The organism is Methanohalophilus sp. DAL1, from assembly GCF_001683555.1.
Lineage (GTDB): Archaea > Halobacteriota > Methanosarcinia > Methanosarcinales > Methanosarcinaceae > Methanohalophilus > Methanohalophilus euhalobius.
In genome coordinates, this window is record NZ_MAFX01000058.1 from 13,504 (window position 1) to 32,097 (window position 18,594).

An 18,594-nucleotide genomic window follows, 5' to 3' on the forward strand; every position below is an offset into this window, starting at 1 on the left:
GAGACCTGAGCCAGTATGTCACTTGATGAAGATAAACTGAAAAAATTCGGGTTTATCGAAAGGGGGCCAAAGGATGCCATTAATATCGATCCCTTGCAAACCGGAGGTATCCTGACAGAGGATGCACGCAAAGCCCTGCTTGAATGGGGAGACGGTTATTCGATCTGTGATTTCTGTGGAGGGGTATTGGATCTTATCAAGAAGCCTCCAGTGAATGAGTTTGTTCATGAAGCCCTTCCCGAGTTCATAGGTACTGATGAGGTCAGGCTCACACATGGCGCCCGGGAATCTAAGTTTGCGGTGATGCACTCAATAGGTAAACCCGGAGACACTGTAGTGCTTGACGGGCTGGCTCACTATTCCTCTTATGTTGCAGCCCAGAGGGCGGATCTGGAAATAGAGAAGGTGGAAAGCTCCGGGAATCCTGAATATTCTATTGATCCTGAAGACTACGGACAGGCTATCGAAAAGGTTGCCAGCCAGGGCAAGCCTCCTGCACTGGCTCTGTTGACCTATCCTGACGGCAATTACGGTAATCTGGCAGATGCAAAGAAAGTAGCAGATATATGCCACGAGTATGATGTACCACTGCTTCTCAACTGCGCATATTCCGTGGGCAGGATGCCTATAGATGCAAAGAAACTGGGAGCCGATTTCATAGCCGCCAGTGGGCACAAGTCAATGGCATCATCCGGCCCTATTGGCCTGCTGGGTGTACAGGAAGAATATGCAGATACCGTTTTGAGGAAATCTCCCACCCATAAGAAAAAGGAAATCGAGCTATTGGGCTGTACCTCCAGGGGTGCCGGCCTGATGACAATGATTGCCTCATTCCCCCAGGTTGTGGAGCGTACCAAACACTGGGAGGAAGAAATTGCCAATGCCCGCTGGTTCTCGGAAAAAGTGGAAGAACTCGGGCTTATCCAGGTGGGACAGAAACCCCACAATCATGACCTGATGTTCTTTGAAACCCCGCCGTTCTATGAGATCTCCAAGACCGCCAAGAAAGGCAGGTATTTCCTGTACAAGGAACTCAAGAAGCGGAATATCCACGGTATCAAGGGTGGGCTCACCAAGTATTTCAAACTGAGTACCTATCAGGTTGGCAGGGACAATCTTTCCTATGTGGTTGACTCCTTTGAGGAGATCATCGACAAATACACTGAAGAATAAGGGGCAGAGGGCAATGCCTTCTCCCTCGAAACCTTTATTATCTACAGAATCTATTGAATTTTGATAGAGCGGCTGTGGTTTAGTGGCTATGACCTGAGCTTCCCAAGCTTAGAACCCGGGTTCGAATCCCGGCAGCCGCATTTTATGTTGGGGATTATAGGTAGGAGTGAAAAAATGAATCATAAAATGGTTGCATATAAATAATATAGTGCAGAAAATTATTTTGAAAAGTAATGTCATAGATAGATTTGGTAAATAAATTCCAAAAAAACACAGGAATTAGGATGAAAAAAATAAGTGAAAGTTGTTATCTCATAATCTTGATAAGTATATTTCTATTTCAGTAATTATTCAAATGTGGTTTTCTACAGAGCCGGTTGCAGGATAATTTTTAAATAAATGCATGTGAATTTCAAATGTTAATATGGTACTCTGGCCGCTTAGGAAAATTAAGAAGTCCATCCTTGGATTAGTGAAGGGAAAAGAATACCGTGAACGGGAAGTTGCAGCTGTTTTTCTTGTAAGTGCCATAGCCCAGATTCTTATTCTCTATATGATAGACGGGAAAACCTTAAATGAGGCAATATACGGCACAGTTGCAACCCTGACGACCGTGGGATTTGGAGATGTGGCTCCCTCTTCTTCTCTTGCAAGATATCTTTATATCCCTTTTATGGTTACCGGGGTCCTGATGCTACCTACAGCAGCTGTATTGGTTTATGACATACATCGAAAGAAGGTGAGAGGATTGAGCCGATCAAAACAACAAAATCATGTGGTTGTGCTTGGAGATTCCAACGAGATCATAAAATCAATTGTAATGGAGATGGACAAGAAGTATGAAATCTGCCTTGTTTCAGAATTGTATGAAACAAATCCTTTCAAAGAAAGGGTTCACTTTGTAAAGGGAGACCCTCTGGAAAAAGAGGTGTTAAGGAATTCGAATATCGAAACTGCCAGTCATGCTATTATTGCAACTGAAAATGACAGTACAACCATCCTCGCCACAGCAATGGTTAGGGAATTAAACCCTGATGCAAACATCATTGCAACTATTGTGTCTGAAGAAAAAGTGGAGACTATAAAAACTATAGGTGCAAATCATGTTATCAATACCGATTCTGTAACCGGCCGGTTACTTGCATCAGGTGTCCATGAACCCAATGTCGTGGATCTGATATCAGATATAACCAGCTCCCTTGAAGGTCACGATGTTATAGAAGTTAACTTCCCTGCAGAATTGCACGGCAAAACAATTGAGGATGCAGTAATGCACCTGAGAGTAAATAGAGGAATGACACTTCTTGCTTTGAACAGGAATGGGAAAAACATGGTTAACCCCCCGCTTGAAAACATCATTGAAAAAGGGGATAAAATGGTTGTTCTGGCCAATTCAGGTAAGACTAACTAAGTCTTACCTGTCGGCTATTATGTAAATTGATATTTCGATTAATATTAAATTTCCATCAGCTTCAATATTATCTATTGGATTTAATATATACAATCAATGTTTGGAGAAGAAAACTTGAATCATGATCTAAAGGGTGACCTGGAACGTAAAGCCATACATGTACTCTCAGGTCTTCTGTATATCCCACTTATATACATTTCAGGTGATTTTGCACTTGAAATTTTAATACTGCTTACATTGTTATATGTTTTTGCAATACTAGTAGTTTTAATTCTTCGCAAAATGCATTACCAACCCGTTTGTGAAATGACAGAACGTTGGAGTCGTCGACATGAGAATTACATTCCTTTAAAACCAACACTTTTATTGCACATTGGTATTAGCATATCGCTGTTACTTTTTCCAACCTCTATCCTCTATGCTTCAATCGCGATAACTGCCCTGGGAGATGGGATTGCAACGATTTCTGGAAAAATGATCGGTAAAAATAAACTGCCCTATTCCAAAAGGAAATCATTTGAAGGAACAATTGTAGGAGCATTAGCTGCTTTTTCAGGAGCAGTATTTTTTGTTTCATCTCTGCAGGCACTTGTAGCAAGTACAGGAAGTATGCTGCTGGAAAGCATAATCGGGAGAGACATGAAGACTAATTCTTCTATGAGGCAAGTACTCAACCTTTTGGAAAATGACAATCTTATACTACCTATCTTTTCAGGTTATTTGATGATGTTAGTAGGATGAATTTAACCCCTTTGTATAATAAAAAGGACGTATCCTATATACATCGTCACAAAGATTATTGCTTCCCATCTTTCTAAGCTGTGTTTTTTTCCTGTAAACATGAATAAAAAACACAAAAACGTTGCTATGGCCAGGATACTTAGATCTGTGTTGACACCTGTGGGCACCATCAAAGGAGAAATCGTTGAAGAAATTCCCATTACAAGGAAGATGTTGAAAATATTCGAACCTATTATATTTCCCATGGATATGTCCATTTCCTTTTTAATAGCAGCAGAAACCGAAGTTACCAATTCTGGTAATGACGTCCCTGCTGCTATTATTGTTGAAGATATAAGAAAATCACTAATCCCCATATCTCTTGCAATAGAAACTGCACCATCCACAGTCATTCTTCCACCTATGATCAATGAAGTCAATCCACCTATAAGCATGAGTGAAATATTCATCCCCGAATATTTTTCGACTTTGTTGGAAGGACTGACTTTATTGTTTTTTATGGATTCAAATATGTAATACACGAAAATTAAAAAGAAAAAAAGCAATATGAGTCCATCCACTCTAGTAAGGACATTTATTGAATCATCAGCTAAAGCAATTTTGTTTGATAAGACCACCAAAACAAGGACAGCAAGCATTGAGAGAGGAATTTCTTTCCAAACAGTTGAACTTTGTACAGATAAAGGCGCTATTACCCCCGCAAGACCTAATATTAGAAGAGTATTGATAAGGTTACTCCCTATAATATTTCCAAATGCCATTCCGCTGTTTTCCTGAAAGGAAGCCATAATGTTTACAATAAGTTCTGGTGCAGATGTTCCGAATGCGACAACTGTAAGACCGATTACCAATGAAGATATACCAAGCCGTTTGGCAAGGGCAGACGCCCCTTCAACAAACCAGTTACCTCCCATATATAGAAAGACGATTCCAAGAATAATAAGCAGGTAACTTATCATGGTTCTTCTCCAATGTCAGTTTATACAGCATCATTGAGTTACTATATGTATAACCCCATTTTGATGCCATTCATTCCATTTAAATATGATTAATACACAACTGTTTTTATAGTAAAAAAGTTCCTTGATTTTGTTTGTACTGATCTTTTATCATTGTCATGGGTTTATATGTATATAAGAATCATGGATTATTTTCTAGAAATTAGTATAATGTTTCTATATGTTATATTTCAAAAAAGTTGTAATATTTTAGAAAAATTAACTGCTCTTTTAGATTATGGCAATTACCAAAAAAAATATTAGTTTGGGATTCATTGGCGGCCATGATGATACGAAAAAATCTGCTCATAACCTTGGCATTGCTTGGAAGTATTGTCCTTTTTAGCGGTTGTGCCGAAATAAGCAATCTTTCGACAGAGAAATCTGTTGAAAAAGGCGATATTATTACAATGAATTATACTTTGATGGATGAAAATGGTAATATTATTGAAACATCCATTGAAGAAATTGCTGTAAAAAATAATATAACTCCACCGGCATCTCCACTTGAATTTAAAGTTGGCTCAGAAAAAATGCTTTCTGGTATCAATGAGGGGGTTATAGGTATGGTTGAAGGAGAGGAAAAGATCTTGAACCTTTCAGCAAAGGAAGCTTTTGGACCCTATAAGAATAATCTTGTACAGGCTGTCACGATTGACAAGTACCAAAATGTGACCGGTACAAATACAACCCCTTCAGAAGGTAAAAAACTGAAAACACAGATGGGTATCATTACAATAAAGGACGTAAATAGTACTCATGTTGTATTGGATGCCAATTCTCCACTTGCAGGTGAAAATGTAGTTTTTGATATAACAGTGGAATCCATTGAAAAAGCGAATACTACCTCTACTAGCTTTGAGAATTCTACTGGAGATGGTAATGCTTCTAAGAATTAAAAACCTACGTTATTTTGAAGGAAATTATATCTGCTACAATCAAAGTTAACAATTTCCTCTCAATTATATTTTTTAAATAAAAATATAAAATAAAAAGTAAAAACATTCTGTTTTTAAAATATAAATCAATTTGGTCTAGTTCCCAGTTTCACCTCCGTTGTCATCTTTTCTCCGTTTCTATAGTAATCAACCTCTATAGTCTCTGATGGCCTTTTTTTGTCGATATAGGTAATTATTTGATCACTTTCATACATCTTTTTATCATCGATTGCAACTATGATGTCACCATTGACAAAAGCCATTTGATCATCGATTTCTATACTTTTAGCACCTTTCAACCCGGCATCATAGGCCGGTCCATCCTCAATGACGGCAGCGATCATAACACCTCTTGCAGCTTCATCATTGAGATTCATAAAATCTGCCATTTTAGAACTTACAGGAAGCATCTGCACCCCCAGCCATGAATGTTCATATTCACCTTTTTCAATTATAGCATTCGCAACTCTTTGGACTTTATTGGAAGGGATAGCAAACCCAAGATTATCCCCGCTCTTTGCTCTATTTACACCAACTACCTGACCTGAAAGGTCAACTAAAGGGCCTCCAGAATTTCCTGGATTTAAAGGGGCATCTGTCTGTATCATGTTTGGGATTGAAAATCCATTGGAAGTAGACATTGTTCTTCCTGTGGCACTAATTATACCATGAGTTACACTACCTTCAAGTCCATGTGGTGTGCCTATAGCCATAGCTATTTGTCCGGGCTTTATTTCGGATGAATTAGCCATTGGAAGTGGGTGAGCTGTGAAATTTTTATTAGAAGGATCTTCTTTTACCTTCAAAACTGCAATATCAGAATATTTATCGGTCCCAATAATCTTGGCTTTTCTTACGATATCGTTGCTGAAATATACTTCTACTGAATCAGCATTATCCACAACATGCTGATTTGTAATTATGTGTCCTTTTTCATCGTAAACAAATCCCGATCCTCCACTTTTAAATTGATTTCCGTTTATTTCTCCCTGTACTTTTACAGAAACCACAGAGTCAATAATTTGTTGATATAATATTTTATATGTTTCACTTGAATTTTTATTGGAACTTGTTGCATATGTTACATTGTCTATACTATTTTCTCCGGCAAAATCAACAGTACTGCCTCCCTGATAAAAAAATGTCATCAAACCTACTCCAAGCACAAATCCTATCAGGAGAAATAGTACTGCTGCTAGTGGCAGCATTTTTCCTGCTTTCCCTCTGAATAAAGATATTGGCTTTCTCATAATAGTCCCCACTGAAGGCGATATTAATATTTTTTACGGCCAATTGCAGAATCCTTGTTATAATCTTCTTTTTCAATTACCAGACTTTCTTTTTGTTTTCCTGTAAATCTCTAATAAGCATATCAGTATTATGCTTGATGGTATCCATCAGTAATGTCAATACCTCATCGCCACTATCTGTATGTTCACCATACTTTTGGCAGTTAATGTCATGCCGCATTTGCTGCAGAACCCAGCAGTTGGGCCGGTGGTGGTGTCACAGAGGGGTACATTTTATAAGAATTAGTCTCTGTTTCTCATTCTCTTCATTCTCTTTCATCTCCCTTGCGATTCCAAATTCGGAGATTATGTTTAGTTTTTTGCTCACGTCCACATTTTCTGTGTAAGTTCCAGGATAAACATTGGTCGTATTGCTATAATTTGCTGCGTTTATGGCATCATGTATCGTGATGTAAGTAGTTGATCCTTGAACAGATCCAGTTGGCCATCAAGTAGGTCAAGACCATTGCAGTCAACATTGGAATATCAAAATCCCAGGGGAATGACATACAACCAATTGTGTGATCTTAAGGCCATGGGATATATCGAAGAAAAAGATGAGTATTCGATAACAGAGGCAGGAAAGATTGCTGTAATCTGATTTTTTCAGCTATTAAATCGTGAATTTGTGTAAAGTCCATTTATAGCATAGGGGATGTTTAATTACCTAAAAATTAGAAAATAAAGTTATTTATATAATTTTAGCAAAAACTCAAATTTAATATCTTTATTTTCCAGTTTATCTTAAATAGATTTCAATTAATTTTAACCATGACACCTTTTCAATATGATAAGCTAGATGCATAATTAATATAACTGATTTTTTTAAACTGAATCATATAAAGTTTATTAATTTTTAGAAGTTGTGGTTTTCTAGCCTACCTATAATTCCGCATATTATTTTGTAATTGTTAGATCATAAAATACACCTAGATGATACCAGAAAATCTTGTAAAAGACGATTTTTTCAAATTGAATCCCCATAATATATAAAGATTTAAACCAATTATACAGTATGAGGAAAATTACAACTAAACAGTTAGCAGAAGACCTGGACTACTATAAGGTAATTGATATAAGATCCATTGACGCCTATAATGGATGGAAAGAAGGGGCAGAGGCAAGAGGCGGACACATAAAGGGCGCAAAGTCACTGCCCTATAAATGGCTACACTACATTGACTGGATAGAGATTGTCAGGAATAAAGAAATTTTACCGGAAGATTCTCTGGTAATTTATGGGTATGACAGCCAGAGAGTAGAAGAAGTAGCCAAACAATTTGAAAGAGCCGGGTATTCTGACATAACTACTTTCAACAATTTTCTCGAATGGGCAGAAAAAGATTTGCCCATGGAGCATCTTGAAAGATATAAGCATCTGGTTTCAGCGGATTGGCTTAACCAGTTGATCACAACAAATAATGCTCCGGAATACAATAATAATAAATTCGTGATATGTCATTCTCATTACAGGAACCCTTCGGATTATGATGAAGGCCATATTCCCGGAGCAATCCCAATTGATACAAACTCCCTTGAGTCTCCAGAGACATGGAATCGCCGCTCACCTGAGGAATTAAAGAATGCACTGGAAGAGGCAGGCATAGCACATGACACAACAGTCATACTTTATGGAAAATTCTCTTCACCAAATAATGATGATCCGTTCCCGGGAAGCAGCGCAGGCCATCTCGGTGCAATGAGATGTGCTTTCATCATGCTTTATGCAGGTGTGAAAGATGTGCGCATACTCAATGGCGGTCTTCAGTCATGGCTGGATTCTGATTATGAAATAACTACAGTTCCTTCTAAAAATGAGAAAGTATCGTTTGGAGTTGACATACCGCAAAAGCCGGAAATTGCTGTTGATCTTGAAGAAGCAAAAGAGATTCTCGCATCCCCTGATAAAAACCTGGTGAGTGTCAGAAGCTGGAGAGAATATATAGGGGAAGTAAGTGGTTATAATTATATTGAAAAGAAGGGGAGGATTCCGGGAACGGTATTCGGTGACTGTGGAACAGATGCCTACCACATGGAAAACTACAGGAATCTGGACCATACCATGCGTGAATACCAGGAAGTTGCAGCTAAGTGGAAGAAGATCGGAGTCACCCCCGACAAGCGCAATGCATTCTACTGTGGAACTGGCTGGAGGGGCAGTGAAGCCTTCCTTAATGCCTGGCTCATGGGCTGGAATAAAGCAGCTGTCTATGACGGCGGATGGTTTGAATGGAGCAATAATAACCTTCCTTTTGAAACCGGGGTCCCTGAAAAATGATCATAGACGATTTTATGCCCAAAGTTGGAGAAAGTTCCATCCGCGAAGAGCTCATCAATTGCCTGAGGGGAAATCCAAAAACACTTCCTTCTATGTATTTTTACGACCATCATGGGTCTGAGTTATTTGAAACAATCACCAAACTGGACGAATATTATCCTCCAAAGGTCGAGGTCCCATTGCTCAGGTCAACTGCTCAAAAATTGAAACATGAATTGGAAAACTGCGATCTTGTAGAGCTTGGAAGCGGGGACTGTTCAAAGATTTCTGTATTTCTCGATGAAGTACCAGAAGAGATTCGCCGGACTATAGTATATTACCCGGTTGATGTATGCAAACAAGCTATAGAGAAATCTGCCTGTAATCTTCAGGACAGGTATCCTGAAATGAATATCCATGGGATTACTGCCGACTTCCTTGGGCATATTGAAAAAATCCCTGCAAAAAGGAGACGGTTCTTCTGTTTCTTCGGAAGCACAATCGGTAATCTTACTGAAGAACAAGCAATGAAATTCATGACAGACCTTGGCAAAGTCATGAATAATAACGACAGGCTTCTTCTGGGAGTGGATATGGTAAAAGATATTGACATCATCGAAAAAGCCTATAATGACAGCCAGGGGATTACTGCAAAATTCAATAAGAACATACTGAATGTTGCAAATGATCACCTTATGACTAATTTCGATCCGGAGGAATTTGAGCATGTTGCATTCTTCAATAAAAAATATTCCCGAATCGAGATGCACCTGAAGGCAAAGAAAGACCTGGAAGTAACAAGCCCCTTCTTAAAAAATCAGATAGTATTCAATAAAGGCGAGACCATTCACACAGAGAACTCCCATAAATATACTGTTGACGGTATCAATAAAATGGCAAATGCTGCAGGACTTTCTGTGGAAAGCATCTTTAACGATGATAAGAAATGGTTCTCCCTTGTTGAAATGGTGAAACAATGACAGGTTTTGCAAAAGATTTCCCAATACTTGATAAAGAAGTCTATGGAAAACAATTGGTTTATCTTGATAACGCAGCAACAACCCAGAAACCAAACTCTGTGATTGATACCATATCTGATTTTTATAAGACAGATTACAGTAATATCCATAGGGGAGTGCATTACCTGAGTGAAAGGTCCAGTGAGAAGTATGAAGAAGCAAGGAAAAAGGTAAGTGACTTCATAGGTGCTCGCAACCCCGGTGAAGTGACATTTACTGCCGGGACTACCGATGCTATAAATCAGGTCGCACGTTCGCTTGAACCTTCCTTAAAGGGAAATGAAGTCCTGGTAACAGGTGTGGAACACCACTCAAATATCGTTCCCTGGCAGATGGCAGGAGCAAAACTAAGGGCAATTCAGATGGATGAGGATTGCAATTTGCTGCTGGATTCTATAGATATCACAAAGGAGACAAAATTGATTGCTATAAGTCATGTCTCAAATGTTCTTGGTTCTGTAAACGATATCAAGAAGATAACTGAAATTGCAAAGGATCATGATGTCCCGGTTCTGGTGGATGCAGCCCAGTCAATACAGCATTTACCCCTTGACGTAAAAAATATCGGTTGTGACTTTTTGGCTGCTTCGGGTCACAAGATGTATGCAGATACCGGGGTGGGAATGCTTTATACAAGCGATCGCTTCAGTGATCTCATGCCGGCAAAAGGCGGAGGAGGTATGGTTGATAAAGTAAGTCTTGAAAAAACAACATACCAAGAGCCTCCTTTAAGATATGAAGCAGGCACACCGCACATTGCAGGAGCAATAAGTATGGGTGCAGCAATTGATTACATGCAAAAAAGAGGTCTGGATAAAATAGAAAAGCATGAGAGTGACGTTTATTCTTACGCGAGAGACAGACTGCTGGAGATGGATAATGTGACTGTTTACGGAAATACTGACCGGATGTGCGGGTCAATCTCCTTTAATCTGGATCAGGTTCACCATTATGATGCAGGTCTGATAATGGATAAAATGGGAGTAGCTGTGAGAACAGGGCATCATTGTGCCCAGCCATTGATGAGATCCTTCGCAATAGAAGGCACAGTACGAGCAAGTTTTGCATTGTATAATACAAAAGAAGATGTGGACAGGCTTATTGAAGGGATTGAAAAAGTAGAGATGATGTACACGTGACAGATGCTATCCAGGATGAAATAATAAGGGAATTTGATGGCCTTGAATGGCTTGACAGGTATGACCTCCTTATCACTTCGGCCAAAGAACTTGAACCCATGGATGAAGATTCCAGGACCGACGAAAATACAATCAGCGGATGCCAATCCAGAGTTTGGATTCAAAGTTATAAGAGAGATGGCAAACTGAACTTTAATCTCGATAGTGATGCCATGATAACCAAAGGGATCATGGCCCTTTTACTCAGGGTAGTAAACAATCGGCATCCTCAGGAGATTGCAAACATCGACCTGTACTTTATTGAAAGAATCGGATTGAAATCAAATCTCTCACCCGCAAGATCGAATGGATTGGAGTCAATTATCAGGAGGATAAAAGAAATCGCTAAAAATGAGTTTGACCAGAGCAACGTTCAATAATGACAATATAATTTCATAATCCCGGTCATAGAGAATCTGCATTTACAATAAAAACCAAGAACACAGCCAACAAAAATATAAATTATTAACCATTATAAATACTAGAGGTTGAAACAATGGAAGATGACTACGATGAACTCGACGATGTGATTATGCAGAAACAATCAAAAGGTGAATCTGTCAAAAAAGAGCATGACATGTTAAATAAAGCTGCATCCCATCCATTAAGAAGGGAAATAGTCAAAACTATAGGTGCTTTTGGAATCAACACAGATGAATTATCCGCAAACATCGATGAAGAGCCTTCTGTACTGAAATACCACATCGATTTCCTGCTCAACGGGGAACTGGTCAGGATTGAAAATGATGAATACAGGCTGACAGACAAGGGCATTGAGTTACTTTCCGACTGCCAGTCCGGTAAATCAAATCCTAAATGTTAAAATTGGTTTGTAAACTTTCCAGATATAAATCTCCACAAACCTCTTTAACTTTAAAACCAATTGGAATTATGGAGGAGTTTTATGAGTTGTGCTATTTGCGGAGCAGAAGCAGACAGTGAATACTGCAAGAAATGTGAGAAAATCCTGGATGAAATTATTCACCGTGTCGGTGAAAAACGCTGGAGTGCAATGGATGATTGCAGCTACATTTACCCTATGATCAAAAGAGCTGCAAAGGGGGAGCTATCGGTCAACGATATAATTAATGCAATGGAAGTAGAAGACTAACCTCAATAAAGGGGGTAGTGAGATTTCATGAGAGAATTTACACCGGATGGTCTGGCCAAATACAATGGGAAAGACAGGGATGAAATCTATGTTGCCTATAATGGCAAGGTCTATGATGTAACAAACAGTGAGTTATGGATGGCCGGGGATCATCAGGGCATGCATGAAGGTGGCATCGACCTTACAGAAGAAATGGAAGAGGCGCCTCATGAGGAAGACGTATTCAATGAATTCGAAATAATCGGCATATTTGTGAATAATCATTGAAAGTACATCGGGGATGTTTTACCAAAAGAATCCCTTTCTTTTTTCCTTAAAGGAAATTCCTGCTGGCTGAAAGGACAAGATATATAAGACCACCAGCAAACTCCATTATATGGACAAATACAGACTCATCTGCCCAAAATGTGGCAAGACTTATGGCAAATATGACATGGTATGCCCTATTGATGGAACTCTTTTGAGAACTGAATATTCAAAAAAGCAGTTCGAATCCTGTGACCTTCCCGTAATATGGAAATTCTACAATTGGTTGCCTGTGGAAGGCGTAATCAAAAAAGGTAGCAGCAAAACAAGAACCTACAAAAGTGAGAAACTTGCTGATAAACTCGGCCTTGAGAACCTTTTCATAAGCTTTAACGGTTACTGGCCTGAAAAAGAAGCCTATATGAGAACCTGCAGTTTCAAGGACCTGGAAGCATATCCCACTATGCAGAGGGTAAGCGAGCAGAAAAAAGAAAGGATACTGGTAGTTGCCTCCGCTGGCAACACTGCCCGGGCCTTTGCACATGTATCTTCTATTACCGGACTTCCTCTGCTTCTGGTAGTACCTGAAAATGCCTTGGAAAAACTCTGGATTCCTGCAAAATCCACATCTTCCATCTGTGTTGCAGTGGTAAAAGGGGATTATTATGACGCTATCTCCATTGCCGCACAAATCACCGATAGGGAAAAATTCATGCCGGAAGGCGGTGCCAGGAACGTAGCACGCCGTGATGGCATGGGAACAGTAATGCTGGATGCAACACTGACCATGAAACATCTGCCGGACCACTATTTCCAGGCAGTGGGCAGTGGAACCGGCGGGATTGCTGCCTGGGAAGCAGCTATGCGCCTGAAAAAGGACGGCAGATATGGAGATAAATTGCCACAGTTACATCTTGCCCAGAACTTCCCCTGTGCTCCATTGATACAGTTACATGAGGGGGTTGCTGTGGATCCGAAATGTCCAGAAGGAATGTACGACACCGTGTTGTTTAACCGCAAACCTCCGTATGCGGTGGGCGGGGGAGTGAGAGATGCCCTTGAAGCCACAGGAGGGGACCTTTACGGGATTACCAATGAAGAGGCCGAAGAAGCCAGGTTGCTATTTGAAGAACTTGAAGGTATCGACATTATGTACTCAGCAGCTGTGGCCACAGCCGCACTGATAAAAGCTGTCAGGAATACAAAGGTATCAAGATCAGAACTCATAATGCTCAATATCACCGGCGGAGGAGTTAAAAGAGCTTTAAAAGAACTTGCCACAATCAGGCTTGAGCCTGATCTCGTAGTATCCCCTGAAGACAGTGAAGCGCCCGCTAAAATCATACAAAAAGCTGAAGACAAATTCGAATAAAGGAATGAGGCTACATGGACCCGTCCGAGGAAGTATTCAAGGGTATAAAGGAATCAGGTATTGATTTTGTTGTCAGCGTACCGTGTGCCAACCTCCAGAAACTCATTCCCATGGTCGACAGTGATCCGGACATAATCCACGTTCCCGCCACCCGGGAGGAGGAAGGCATAGGAATCTGCGCCGGGGCCTATATGGGAGGGAAAAAACCGGCCATAATGATGCAAAATTCCGGAATGGGAAATTCCATCAATGCCCTGGCATCTCTCAATCGCCTATACAACATCCCTTTACTGATAATTATAAGTCACAGGGGAATTGAAGGAGAGCCCATCTGCGCCCAGGTACCAATGGGTGAAAAAACACCTCACCTACTCGAAGTCCTGGATATACCTGCATACAAACCACATCTTGTACAGGCCAAAAAAACCATCGAAAAAGCCACTAAAAAAGCATTTGAAGAAGGAAAGCAAGCAGCTATCCTGTTGAGTATAGGTTTCTGGAGGGAATCATGATACGCTACGGTGCACTTGAGATTCTTGCTGAAAAAGAGGGAGATAAAGATACTCTGATCATTGCAAATATCGGATTCCCCTCAAAAGAATTATACGAAATATGTGACAGAAAGGCAAATTTCTACATGCTTGGTTCAATGGGCCTTTCTTCTTCCATCGGGCTCGGGCTGGCCCTGGCAAGACCGGACAGGAAAGTTCTCGCAATTGATGGTGATGGGTCGGTCCTGATGAATATGGGAAGCCTGGCAACAATAGCCAACCAGCATCCGGATAATTATCTCCTTGTAATCATCGATAACGGTGCATATGGCTCTACGGGCAATCAAATAACTGCGACAGCAGGATTGACAGACCTCAAAGAAGTTGCTTTGGGAGCCGGCGTACAAAATGTTGCCATGGTGTCCGATAAGTCAGACCTTAAAGAGAAACTGGATACAATGGATAGTGGTGTCCTGGTAGTAAAGACCGAACCCGGCAACAAGAAGGTGCCTGTTATCCACCTCTGTCCTGCAGATATAATTAAGCGGTTTATGGAGATATCCTCTCCACCATCCCATTCAAGATGAATGTACCGTCCTTTATACTGTCCCTTAATTTTTCAGCCATTATGAGTGCACGTTTGCGATCTGACTGGCGCACAACAATAGGGACATCCATATTTTTCCCTTCATAATCGAATTTAAGACTGCCCAGGTCTGCCCTGAAAACATCGCTACATAGAGTGGAGCAGAGACCGCAGTTAAAGCATGTGTGCCTGTTCAGTACTACTTTGTCCCCGTTGAAATAGATTGATTCCATAGGACATTTTTTCATGGGTTCACATACATCACATCCACGACATTTGCCGGGATTGAAAGCTACCTCAATATCTACATCTTTCCATGCATCTGCATAACTTGTTATTGCAACCTTTACCCTGCGATCAGCATCCATCACAGGAAGCGGGATTTCACCATCTGTTTGCCTTATAGCATCGAATACTGAATCATCAACTACAGGCACTGCAACTGCCCAGGAAACAATGCATTCCGGACCTGCAGACGTAGCAAAACCTCCCATATAATCAGCCTCCATGGAATGCATATCCGCAGTTGCTATCAGATTGGGTTTTTCCGGGCTGCTACGCGTTCCTGAACCCAGGATGAAACCTTCGGCACCATTGAGAAGAATGCGACTTCCCACGCCGATACCATGGAGCTGTGGGTCGTTCTTTACAGGGTTTATTTGCCCACACCCCGACAGGGTGGCTTCGGTGGCATCTGGTGCAAAAGTGGTTGCATGGAAAATAGTGGAAACAGTAGACGGAGAAAAATTCACAAAGGCACTGTAATTCTTAAATGCATGACGCGTTGCAAACAGCTGGGCGTATGGCATATCTTCAATGGATACTGTATCTGAATATTTCTTCCCTTCATCGGTAACTACATCGACATCCACAGGATTACCTTCCACAATATCCCGGAAAAGGTGGCCTCCTCCGTAATTTTCCCTATCATGGCTGTGTGCAGTACCAAAAACCATCAAGTCCAGGATACCCAGCCTTTCATTGGGACATGGACCCACATGGGAATCCACTCCATTTATGGTTACAGCTGATGCGCGGGTGAATTTTTCCCCGGTTTTTACCGGAAATGAGAGGACTGCATAAGTTCCACTCATTATCGCTCTGGTGGCAGCAGTCACCACATCAACATCCCCAAAACCAACATCATCCCCTGCATCAATTATATCACAAACTTCCTGAGAGGTGAGAACTGTTGCTTCTTTACGGTTAATTTTCTCAAGAATAGGCCCTACTTCCCGCTCCATATTATTCCTCAGTATCTTTTGTGTTTTTTTCACTTAGATCCGTGAAAAAGTCTCCTATTTCTTTCATATCTTCATGACTTCCCAGTAACACAAGAATATCCCCTTCCAGAATACGTATATCCCCTCCGGGATTTGTGATAATTTCCACCCCTCTCCTAATTGCCAGGACTGTAATTCCGAATCGTTGTCTGAGGGAAAGATCTTCAAGGGTCATCCCTACCACATCAGCCCTCTGAGGCACACGGAGAGAGACTATATTCACATCCGGGATGTCAAACTGCATTTTCTCATAACTTAAGGGGTTATGCGAAATACTGCGAAACATGTCATATCCATCAGCTCTGACATCTTCTATAAATTTCTTTATTTGATCCTCCGGAACAAGGTAACGTCTGAGCAGGCGGACAAATATTTCCACAGAGGTTTCAAATTCTTCCGGAATAACCTCATTAGCCCCCTGTTCATAGAGTGGACCCATCTCCTGTAAATAACGTGTTCGTGCAATGATATGAATATTGGGATTCATTTTTCTTGCAAGCCAGATTACTCTGCGGGTTGCCGTTGCATCGGAGATACCAACAATCATTATTTTTGCCGAATCAATATCAGCCTTTTCGAGTACACCTTCCTGGGTCGCATCCCCATAAAAAATATTTTCTCCTTTTGAAATACCTTCTCTTACACTTTCTGGATTGGTTTCAATAACCAGATAAGGAATACCCGCTGCCTTTGCAGCTTTTGCCACTGTTTTACCATTAAAACCAAAACCTACGATGATAAGATGGGAAGACATTTTTTCCTTTTTATCGTACATCTTTGTGACATCTTTACGGGCAAAACCGTACTTGAGCTGATGTGGTATAGGTAGTTTGAGAATATTGGCAGCCACAGAAGGAGAATAGGAAATGGAAAAGGAAGTAGCTGCCATTGTGAGAATGGAAATATCCAGAAACATTTGGTATAGGTAGTTGTCCAGGAGACCATACTCAACCCCGAAATTTGAAAGGACGAAAGAGAATTCACCCACCTGAGCAAGTGCCATACCGGTTAGAATGGAATTGCGAAGGGGATATCCCAGAACAATAGAAACAAAACCACTGACAATTCCCTTGAATAACATAACCCCAATAGTTACAAGTAATATAAGTAAGGAGTTTTCCAGGAAAAATTGTACATTAAGCAGCATTCCTATTGATACGAAAAAAATACTCAAAAAAACATCCTTAAAGGGCAGAATATTGTTCAGTGCCTGATGACTGTATTCAGATTCAGATATCACAAGGCCTGCAAGGAAAGCCCCCAATGCCAGGGACAGTCCCGCCCTGTAAGTAAGCATGGCAATAGATAGACATATGACAATCACAGACAGCAAGAACATTTCAGGATTACGGGTTTTGATAATGTGATGTAGGATATGGGGAATCAGCCATCTGGCAAAAAACATAATGAATATAATAATTGCCAGAGATTTCAGAAGAATCATAATAATTGAGTTTGCATCATTTCCACCAACCCCTGCCAAAAACGGAGTTGCCACAATCATTGCCACTACAATGACATCCTGGAACAATAATATAGAAAGGATTGTGCGACCGTGCAAGCTATGCAATTCGGCTCTTTTTTGGAGTGTCTTGAGCACAATTGCTGTACTGCTTAGAGATATCAAAAAGCCCAGGAAAAGGGATTCACTGAAACCAAAACCAAGATATGTAGCTGCAAAAAGAGTTCCAAGGGTTGTAAAAAGAACCTGAAGTCCTCCTCCAAGTATCACAGAACGCTTCATATTCCAGAGTTCTTTTAGAGATAATTCCATTCCGATGGTAAACAGCAAAAGAATAATGCCTATCTCAGCAAGGATATTGATATCATCAGGATTATTTATGAATCCCAGTCCATAAGGACCCACCAGAATACCAGTTACCAGAAACCCGACTATAATAGAAATGTGAAGTTTGTTACATATATAAAGCACAAAAATAGATATTCCAAAAACAATGATAATACCATTAAGTATAGCCAATTCCATAAAAATGAATTATGAAAAGATATCTAATAAAGATATTCATTTCAAGCTATTTCTAAAACTGGAAGCAAGCCCATTCTAAATACTAGAAATACAGTGGTTTTGCAGGACAAAATCCTTATGTGGCCGATGCCAAACAATCTATAGAGGATTCTGATCAACGTTCCTCTTCCAGAACTTCTATAAAATTTGTTCTTATTATCACTCTACTAGCCTGTTTCCCGGACAATTATTCTGAAATATCTGCTTATTTTTAGATAGCTTCCGCCCTCAGTCCACCACCTTTTTTCTTTTTAACATCCTCATTTGATGCAAATTGAAACAAAACGCCGTCACCATCATCGCATTAATTCACAGATTTAATGGGAGTTCCAAATTTTCAATCTGAAACAAAACACATTCATGACCTTTGTGTTTTTATGACCAAAATTACATTAGCAAAAAATCAATGTAATAAATAATAATATGTCAACAAGAATAAAGGGAAAGGCCCTTTACAGAGCCTAAATTTAGCTGT

At 40.3% G+C, this 18,594-nt stretch carries 18 protein-coding genes, 1 tRNA gene and 1 pseudogene; 15 read left to right on the forward strand and 5 right to left on the reverse strand.

Features of this window, described 5'->3' with window-relative positions:
- Positions 1 to 15 precede the first annotated feature (15 nt).
- The 4 genes from pscS to A9957_RS10360 all read left to right on the forward strand — a co-directional run bounded on the left by pscS (position 16) and on the right by A9957_RS10360 (position 3,325).
- On the forward strand, positions 16 to 1,173 hold the full coding sequence (gene pscS, locus A9957_RS10345) for an O-phospho-L-seryl-tRNA:Cys-tRNA synthase (RefSeq protein ID WP_292344149.1): 1,158 nt from the start codon (positions 16 to 18) through the stop codon (positions 1,171 to 1,173).
- Positions 1,174 to 1,241: 68 nt separating this feature from the next.
- Positions 1,242 to 1,313: transfer RNA gene (locus tag A9957_RS10350), tRNA-Gly, on the forward strand.
- Between the two features lie 284 nt (positions 1,314 to 1,597).
- Positions 1,598 to 2,584: a TrkA family potassium uptake protein gene (locus tag A9957_RS10355; RefSeq protein WP_128754138.1), complete on the forward strand. Its 987-nt coding sequence runs from the start codon at positions 1,598 to 1,600 to the stop codon at positions 2,582 to 2,584.
- 96 nt (positions 2,585 to 2,680) lie between these two features.
- Positions 2,681 to 3,325: a diacylglycerol/polyprenol kinase family protein gene (locus A9957_RS10360; RefSeq protein ID WP_105460311.1), complete on the forward strand. Its 645-nt coding sequence runs from the start codon at positions 2,681 to 2,683 to the stop codon at positions 3,323 to 3,325.
- Between the two features lie 2 nt (positions 3,326 to 3,327).
- Here A9957_RS10360 and A9957_RS10365 read toward each other — a convergent pair whose 3' ends face one another.
- On the reverse strand, positions 3,328 to 4,284 hold the full coding sequence (locus A9957_RS10365; RefSeq protein ID WP_096711989.1) for a calcium/sodium antiporter: 957 nt from the start codon (positions 4,282 to 4,284) through the stop codon (positions 3,328 to 3,330).
- A gap of 323 nt (positions 4,285 to 4,607) precedes the next feature.
- On the opposite strand from A9957_RS10365, the gene A9957_RS10370 reads away from it, so the two are divergent.
- Positions 4,608 to 5,222 carry a peptidylprolyl isomerase gene (locus tag A9957_RS10370; protein ID WP_096711990.1) on the forward strand — a complete coding sequence of 205 codons (615 nt, stop codon included), beginning with the start codon at positions 4,608 to 4,610 and terminating at the stop codon, positions 5,220 to 5,222.
- 125 nt (positions 5,223 to 5,347) lie between these two features.
- On the opposite strand, the gene A9957_RS10375 is transcribed toward A9957_RS10370, so the two are convergent.
- Positions 5,348 to 6,511: a S1C family serine protease gene (locus tag A9957_RS10375; protein WP_096711991.1), complete on the reverse strand. Its 1,164-nt coding sequence runs from the start codon at positions 6,509 to 6,511 to the stop codon at positions 5,348 to 5,350.
- A 156-nt stretch (positions 6,512 to 6,667) separates the two neighbouring features.
- A pseudogene (locus tag A9957_RS10615) lies at positions 6,668 to 6,766 on the reverse strand (heavy metal-binding domain-containing protein); the annotation flags it as partial.
- A 799-nt stretch (positions 6,767 to 7,565) separates the two neighbouring features.
- Here A9957_RS10615 and A9957_RS10380 point away from each other — a divergent pair.
- From A9957_RS10380 to comE, 10 genes are all read left to right on the forward strand, one after another.
- Entirely contained in the window at positions 7,566 to 8,828 is a 1,263-nt protein-coding gene (locus A9957_RS10380; RefSeq protein ID WP_292344150.1) for a rhodanese-like domain-containing protein, read from the forward strand.
- Entirely contained in the window at positions 8,825 to 9,787 is a 963-nt protein-coding gene (gene egtD / locus A9957_RS10385; protein ID WP_292344152.1) for an L-histidine N(alpha)-methyltransferase, read from the forward strand. Before A9957_RS10380 ends, egtD begins: the two co-directional genes overlap by 4 nt.
- Positions 9,784 to 10,965 (forward strand): cysteine desulfurase, encoded by a 1,182-nt coding sequence (locus tag A9957_RS10390; protein ID WP_105460308.1) that lies wholly within the window; start codon positions 9,784 to 9,786, stop codon positions 10,963 to 10,965. The genes egtD and A9957_RS10390 overlap by 4 nt, the downstream gene beginning before the upstream one ends.
- The gene (locus tag A9957_RS10395; protein ID WP_292344154.1) at positions 10,962 to 11,384 is read left to right on the forward strand and encodes a SufE family protein; all 423 of its coding nucleotides are present in this window, start codon (positions 10,962 to 10,964) and stop codon (positions 11,382 to 11,384) included. Before A9957_RS10390 ends, A9957_RS10395 begins: the two co-directional genes overlap by 4 nt.
- A gap of 116 nt (positions 11,385 to 11,500) precedes the next feature.
- On the forward strand, positions 11,501 to 11,827 hold the full coding sequence (locus tag A9957_RS10400; RefSeq protein ID WP_105460306.1) for a winged helix-turn-helix domain-containing protein: 327 nt from the start codon (positions 11,501 to 11,503) through the stop codon (positions 11,825 to 11,827).
- An 81-nt stretch (positions 11,828 to 11,908) separates the two neighbouring features.
- Positions 11,909 to 12,115, forward strand: coding sequence for a hypothetical protein (locus A9957_RS10405; protein ID WP_072360651.1), 207 nt, complete (start codon positions 11,909 to 11,911; stop codon positions 12,113 to 12,115).
- A gap of 27 nt (positions 12,116 to 12,142) precedes the next feature.
- Positions 12,143 to 12,382 (forward strand): cytochrome b5 domain-containing protein, encoded by a 240-nt coding sequence (locus A9957_RS10410; RefSeq protein ID WP_292344155.1) that lies wholly within the window; start codon positions 12,143 to 12,145, stop codon positions 12,380 to 12,382.
- 109 nt (positions 12,383 to 12,491) lie between these two features.
- Entirely contained in the window at positions 12,492 to 13,733 is a 1,242-nt protein-coding gene (locus A9957_RS10415) for a cysteate synthase (RefSeq protein WP_105460304.1), read from the forward strand.
- Between the two features lie 14 nt (positions 13,734 to 13,747).
- A complete protein-coding gene (comD, locus tag A9957_RS10420; RefSeq protein ID WP_096711999.1) occupies positions 13,748 to 14,245 on the forward strand; it encodes a sulfopyruvate decarboxylase subunit alpha in 498 nt (165 codons plus the stop codon).
- Entirely contained in the window at positions 14,242 to 14,811 is a 570-nt protein-coding gene (gene comE, locus A9957_RS10425) for a sulfopyruvate decarboxylase subunit beta (protein WP_096712000.1), read from the forward strand. Before comD ends, comE begins: the two co-directional genes overlap by 4 nt.
- Here comE and A9957_RS10430 read toward each other — a convergent pair.
- Both A9957_RS10430 and A9957_RS10435 read right to left on the reverse strand, forming a co-directional pair.
- On the reverse strand, positions 14,774 to 16,054 hold the full coding sequence (locus A9957_RS10430; protein WP_292344157.1) for a methanogenesis marker 16 metalloprotein: 1,281 nt from the start codon (positions 16,052 to 16,054) through the stop codon (positions 14,774 to 14,776). The two genes, comE and A9957_RS10430, sit on opposite strands and share 38 nt — an antisense overlap.
- A 1-nt stretch (position 16,055) precedes the next feature.
- Positions 16,056 to 18,080 carry a cation:proton antiporter gene (locus tag A9957_RS10435; protein ID WP_105460301.1) on the reverse strand — a complete coding sequence of 675 codons (2,025 nt, stop codon included), beginning with the start codon at positions 18,078 to 18,080 and terminating at the stop codon, positions 16,056 to 16,058.
- Between the last annotated feature and the right edge of the window lie 514 nt (positions 18,081 to 18,594).

Excerpts from the sequence above, each read along its gene's own strand:
- pscS (WP_292344149.1), top strand. The coding sequence starts at position 16 with ATGTCACTTGATGAAGATAAACTGAAAAAATTCGGGTTTATCGAAAGG.
- A9957_RS10355 (WP_128754138.1), top strand. The coding sequence starts at position 1,598 with ATGGTACTCTGGCCGCTTAGGAAAATTAAGAAGTCCATCCTTGGATTA.
- A9957_RS10360 (WP_105460311.1), top strand. The coding sequence starts at position 2,681 with ATGTTTGGAGAAGAAAACTTGAATCATGATCTAAAGGGTGACCTGGAA.
- A9957_RS10365 (WP_096711989.1), bottom strand. The coding sequence starts at position 4,284 with ATGATAAGTTACCTGCTTATTATTCTTGGAATCGTCTTTCTATATATG.
- A9957_RS10370 (WP_096711990.1), top strand. The coding sequence starts at position 4,608 with ATGATGATACGAAAAAATCTGCTCATAACCTTGGCATTGCTTGGAAGT.
- A9957_RS10375 (WP_096711991.1), bottom strand. The coding sequence starts at position 6,511 with ATGAGAAAGCCAATATCTTTATTCAGAGGGAAAGCAGGAAAAATGCTG.
- A9957_RS10380 (WP_292344150.1), top strand. The coding sequence starts at position 7,566 with ATGAGGAAAATTACAACTAAACAGTTAGCAGAAGACCTGGACTACTAT.
- egtD (WP_292344152.1), top strand. The coding sequence starts at position 8,825 with ATGATCATAGACGATTTTATGCCCAAAGTTGGAGAAAGTTCCATCCGC.
- A9957_RS10390 (WP_105460308.1), top strand. The coding sequence starts at position 9,784 with ATGACAGGTTTTGCAAAAGATTTCCCAATACTTGATAAAGAAGTCTAT.
- A9957_RS10400 (WP_105460306.1), top strand. The coding sequence starts at position 11,501 with ATGGAAGATGACTACGATGAACTCGACGATGTGATTATGCAGAAACAA.
- A9957_RS10405 (WP_072360651.1), top strand. The coding sequence starts at position 11,909 with ATGAGTTGTGCTATTTGCGGAGCAGAAGCAGACAGTGAATACTGCAAG.
- A9957_RS10410 (WP_292344155.1), top strand. The coding sequence starts at position 12,143 with ATGAGAGAATTTACACCGGATGGTCTGGCCAAATACAATGGGAAAGAC.
- A9957_RS10415 (WP_105460304.1), top strand. The coding sequence starts at position 12,492 with ATGGACAAATACAGACTCATCTGCCCAAAATGTGGCAAGACTTATGGC.
- comD (WP_096711999.1), top strand. The coding sequence starts at position 13,748 with ATGGACCCGTCCGAGGAAGTATTCAAGGGTATAAAGGAATCAGGTATT.
- comE (WP_096712000.1), top strand. The coding sequence starts at position 14,242 with ATGATACGCTACGGTGCACTTGAGATTCTTGCTGAAAAAGAGGGAGAT.
- A9957_RS10430 (WP_292344157.1), bottom strand. The coding sequence starts at position 16,054 with ATGGAGCGGGAAGTAGGGCCTATTCTTGAGAAAATTAACCGTAAAGAA.
- A9957_RS10435 (WP_105460301.1), bottom strand. The coding sequence starts at position 18,080 with ATGGAATTGGCTATACTTAATGGTATTATCATTGTTTTTGGAATATCT.